The organism is Gilliamella sp. App4-10, from assembly GCF_001690495.1.
In the GTDB taxonomy this organism is placed as follows: domain Bacteria; phylum Pseudomonadota; class Gammaproteobacteria; order Enterobacterales; family Orbaceae; genus Gilliamella; species Gilliamella apicola_G.
This window is the reverse complement of record NZ_LZGS01000017.1, coordinates 1-4,421: the sequence shown is the minus strand read 5'-3', so window position 1 is coordinate 4,421 and position 4,421 is coordinate 1. Positions and strand designations below refer to the sequence as shown.

The 4,421-nt window shown below is 37.5% G+C and carries 6 protein-coding genes; all 6 read left to right on the top strand.

All coding sequences use genetic code 11. From position 1 onward, the window contains the following. Window positions 1-1,300: VENN motif pre-toxin domain-containing protein (locus tag A9G23_RS02765; RefSeq protein WP_141674900.1), on the top strand; the 1,300-nt coding region annotated here is incomplete at its 5' end. A 12-nt stretch (window positions 1,301-1,312) separates the two neighbouring features. Further along, on the top strand, window positions 1,313-1,666 hold the full coding sequence (locus tag A9G23_RS02760) for a hypothetical protein (RefSeq protein ID WP_065585887.1): 354 nt from the start codon (window positions 1,313-1,315) through the stop codon (window positions 1,664-1,666). A gap of 183 nt (window positions 1,667-1,849) precedes the next feature. Next, a complete protein-coding gene (locus A9G23_RS02755; protein ID WP_065586166.1) occupies window positions 1,850-2,254 on the top strand; it encodes a VENN motif pre-toxin domain-containing protein in 405 nt (134 codons plus the stop codon). Window positions 2,255-2,322: 68 nt separating this feature from the next. Then, window positions 2,323-3,404, top strand: a protein-coding gene (locus A9G23_RS02745) for an IS3 family transposase (protein ID WP_442899757.1) whose coding sequence is annotated in 2 segments (ribosomal slippage) — window positions 2,323-2,569 and window positions 2,569-3,404 — 1,083 coding nt in all. Because the reading frame shifts where the segments join, the coding sequence is not laid out codon by codon here. 73 nt (window positions 3,405-3,477) lie between these two features. Continuing rightward, window positions 3,478-3,930 carry a hypothetical protein gene (locus tag A9G23_RS02740; protein ID WP_065586165.1) on the top strand — a complete coding sequence of 151 codons (453 nt, stop codon included), beginning with the start codon at window positions 3,478-3,480 and terminating at the stop codon, window positions 3,928-3,930. Then, a partial coding sequence (locus A9G23_RS02735) for a hypothetical protein (protein ID WP_065586164.1) occupies window positions 3,927-4,421 on the top strand: 495 nt, incomplete at its 3' end. The genes A9G23_RS02740 and A9G23_RS02735, both read left to right, overlap by 4 nt.

Here is a 4,421-nt window from a genome sequence, read left to right as displayed (position 1 = left end):
CACCTCAAAAGCGAAAGAGGCGTTAAACAAAGAGCAAGAAAAGGCCAAAAACAATAAAACGGTCTTAACTGACGAACAGCAACAAAAAATCTACGAAGACGCCTACAAAGAAGCGATGAATCAAGGCATGTCGGCGATGGGCAGTGAAACCCGTCAAGGCATTGACATGGCGGTCAATCTTATCAACGGCATCATCAGTGGCGACATGACAGGGGCGGTTGCAGGGGCACTGGCACCAAAAATTGCCAGTGCCATAAAAAAACAAACCGAGCATTACAACCCTGAAACCGGCAAATGGGAAACAGACCACATTGCCAACACGGTCAGCCATGCCATCTTGGGCGGGGTGGTTGCGCAGCTGCAAGGCAACTCTGCCCTAGTGGGTGGCTTAGGCGCTGCCGCAAGTGAACGCAGTGCAGAAGTTATTGCAGGTATCCTTTACCCCGATAAAGACATCAAAGACCTAAGCCAAGAAGAAAGACAACAAATCAGCGCCCTATCCCAACTCGCGACTGGCCTAGCTACCGCGGCGGCCGGTGGTGATATCCAAGATATCAATACAGGCGTTGCGGCGGGGAAAAATGCGGTTGAGAATAACAATTTAGCTAGAGCTACGTGGTATTTAATACGCCCAAGTGAAATTGGTGCAGCAGTTAGTATTAATGCGGTAGATGTATTAATGGCTGAAGGTCTTACAGCAGCGGAATCAAAAGCATTTTTAGAAAGTCTAAATTTGGAACAGAGACGACTAATTGAACTTGCATTAGTCGATCCAATGGGAGATGGATTCCTTGAAGATGCAGTACTAAAAACTTATGAGCGTTATTATAATGATTACCTAAAAGAGAAAGATAGTAATAAAGATAATAATACGTTAACAGGAGTTGGAAGTAGTTCAGCAGGAGGGGCTTCTGGATTACCGCCTAATGATGACGATGATAAATCTCCAAAAGAATCATCTCGTAATAGCGATAAAAAAGGTGTTGGAGGTAATGGAGCTTCGTCTGAACTACCTAATTTGGATGGTAAATCACCAGAACAAGCAAGAAAAATTTTAGAAAAGTATGGATTTGAAGAAAAATCAATTAGTCCTGCAGGTTATCAAAGGTTTGTTGCTAAAGATGGATCTGAGATTACAATTAATTGGAACAGCGGTCGAACAGTCAGGACACCAGCTCCAAAATATGGACCAAATGGCGCTAGAATCAATAAAGGGCAACGGTTGGATGCAAATGGTAGGGAGATCCCAAGGGATGTACTTCATAATCAACATCCAACTGAGACGCTCAATATTAAATAAGGAGTATAATCTATGTTAGATTTAACTAAATTATCAATTAGTTGGATAGATGAACTAAATATAGCTAATAATCAAGTAAAAATTAAAGCTATTGCTTTAGATAAAATTATACAAATTGAGTGTATTATTATTATTTTTATGTCAGTGTCCAATCAAGATGAAGACATAGGTGATAATGGAAATGTATATGAAATTAACCATAATTATCGCACACTCAATTCAAATGAATTGAATCATTTTGGGTTATGTGATAATTATTCAGAAAATGATTTTTTTAATGTTATCAATGTTTGGGGAGATTATAATATTCGAGTAGTATGTAGGGAAATTAAAGTTATTGAATTAGGTATCTATCCTGAAATATAGTAGCTCAAACCCCAACCCAAACCCAAACCCCCAACCCGATAATCCTAGCTTATGTTAGAGTATTCGTTATTAAAAAGTGGCAGTTAATACTGTCACTAAATCCTGTAATTAATTTTTTAATTGCTAATTTTGGCTTAGCACCACTTAGTCGCCAACACGGTCAGTCATGCCATACTCGGCGCGGTGGTAGCCGAGCTACAAGGCAACTCTGCCCTAGTGGGCGGCTTAGGTGCTGCCGCAAGTGAACGCAGTGCGGATGCTATTGCGGGTATCCTTTACCCCGATAAAGACATCAAAGACCTAAACCAAGAAGAAAGACAACAAATCAGCGCCCTAACCCAACTCGCGACTGGCCTAGCTACCGCCGCGGCCGGTGGTGATATCCAAGATATCAATACTGGCGTTGCTGCAGGGAAGAATGCGGTTGAGAATAATAATTTAGCTAGAGCTGCGTGGTATCTAGTACGCCCAAGTGAAATTGGTGCATCAGTCAGTATTAATGTGGTAGATGTTTTAATGGCTGAAGGTCTTACCGCAGCGGAATCAAAAGCGTTTTTAGAAAGTTTAAATTTGGAACAACGAATGTAACTATCCCCTAAAATAGTACAGCAAAAAAGTAGAAAATTCTCTATGATACAAGTAAAGGGGATTTAATTATGAAAAAAATGACTGAACATCAAATCGTCGCTATTTTAAAAGAAGCTGAAGCAGGTATTCCTGTCAAGGAACTCTGCCGTAAATATGGCATGGGGAATTCAACTTTCTATAAATGGCGAGAAAAATACGGCGGAATGGAAACGTCAGATATCAAACGCTTAAAAGAGCTGGAGGCTGAAAACCGTAAGCTTAAGCAGATGTTTGCCGAACTGAGCTTAAAATCCCAGCTTCAGGAAGAAATCATAAAAAAGCTTTAGTGCCAACTGGGGCACGTAAAACGTGGGCACAGCAACTACAACAAAATCATTTGGTTACTATTGCTATGAGTTGTGCCATTGTTGGCTTAAGTCGTTGTGCTTACTATTATCAACCTAAGTTACAGGATGATTCGGTGATTGTTTCGGTATTGAATGCTATCATAGACCGGCATTTACGCTGGGGCTTTCCTAAATGCTTTAATCGTATCAGAAAGCTCGGCTATAAATGGAATCATAAACGGGTATATCGGGTGTATTGTGAATTAAAGCTTAATCTCAGGGTAAAGCGTAAAAAACGTATTCCTCCACGAAGCCCAGAAAAGCTATTGGTTCCTAATAAACAAGGTGAATGTTGGTCAATGGATTTTATGAGTGATAGTAGCTGTAATCAACGTCGCTTTAGGACATTCAATGTCATCGATGACTTTAATCGTGAGGCGTTAGGTATTGATATTGCAGTAAGCTTACCGGCAGGGAGAGTTACCCGTTACTTAGATAAACTGGCTGAATATCATGGCTATCCATTAAAAATACGCGTCGATAATGGACCAGAATTTACAGGAAAAACCTTTATAAACTGGGCTAAATCACATGATATAGCCATTGATTATATCCAGCCCGGTAGCCCTTATCAAAATGGCTATATTGAACGATTTAATCGCACCTATCGTACTGAAGTACTCGATTTATATCTTTTTAACAACTTAGCACAAGCAAGGAGAATAACCGAAGAATGGTTAACGATTTATAACACCGAAAGACCGCATGAGGCATTAAATAACATGACGCCGATTGAGTATAAAACACTAAAACAAACAGCATGATTTTCTACTTGAATCTTGTACTAAGTTTGGGGTATTTACACGAAGACTAATTGAACTTGCGTTAGTCGATCCAATGGGAGATCAATTCCTTGAAGATGCAGTACTAAAAACTTATGAACGTTATTATAATGATTACCTAAAAGAGAAAGGTAGTAAGAAAGATAATGATAATCCGTTAACAGGAACTGGAAGTAGTTCAGCAGGTGGGGCTTCTGGATTACCACCTGATGATGACGATGAAAATAATAAAGCTTCTAATGAGAAAAATAATTCAGAAACTAAAAATGAATATGCCAATTATAAAGGTAAGCTAGAAAAAGGTGATAAAATAGATCTTAAACAATTTAATAAAAGAGTTTCTGGTTCAAATAAAAAAGGTGAATGGGTAGATCCTAAAACTGGGTGGAGAATTTCTCCTGAAAGATCATCAAGTAGCCCTCACGGAGGAAGTGCGTGGAAATTATTTGATAAAGCAGGGAATAGAATGGGTACTTTAAATGAAAACGGAGTATATTTAAGACCATGATAGAAAAAAACTTTATAGATTTTTTGTTGTCTACAAATTTAGATGATAATGATCTTTTAAAAAAATATTATTTGAATATTCATGTTTCTTACTTTGATCATTTTTTGGATGAAGATGAATATTATAGTACTGAATTAATCGCATATGTTGATGCGATTAAGGATCCTAACAAATTAAATCTATTTAATTCCATTGAACAAAAGTTTGTAAATTTCTATAAAAAATTATACGAATTATCTAATAAAAAAGTCAGTTTATACAATGATGAAGGTAAGATTATTCCAATTGATACATATAATAAGTTTAACCATTATATCCTTGATGCTATGAAAGAAAAACCTTTATGCACAATAGTTTTTCCATCATTAGAGTTATTTACATTAACAGGTTTTGATTTGACTCATTCTTTTTTTATATTAAAGCATAAATGTGAACAGGAGTTTATTATAAAGAGAAAAATAGAAGATATAGCAAATTCTGTTGAGTTACAT

Coding starts and splice junctions, on each gene's coding strand:
- A9G23_RS02740 (WP_065586165.1), top strand. CDS start 3,478: ATGGGAGATCAATTCCTTGAAGATGCAGTACTAAAAACTTATGAACGT.
- A9G23_RS02760 (WP_065585887.1), top strand. CDS start 1,313: ATGTTAGATTTAACTAAATTATCAATTAGTTGGATAGATGAACTAAAT.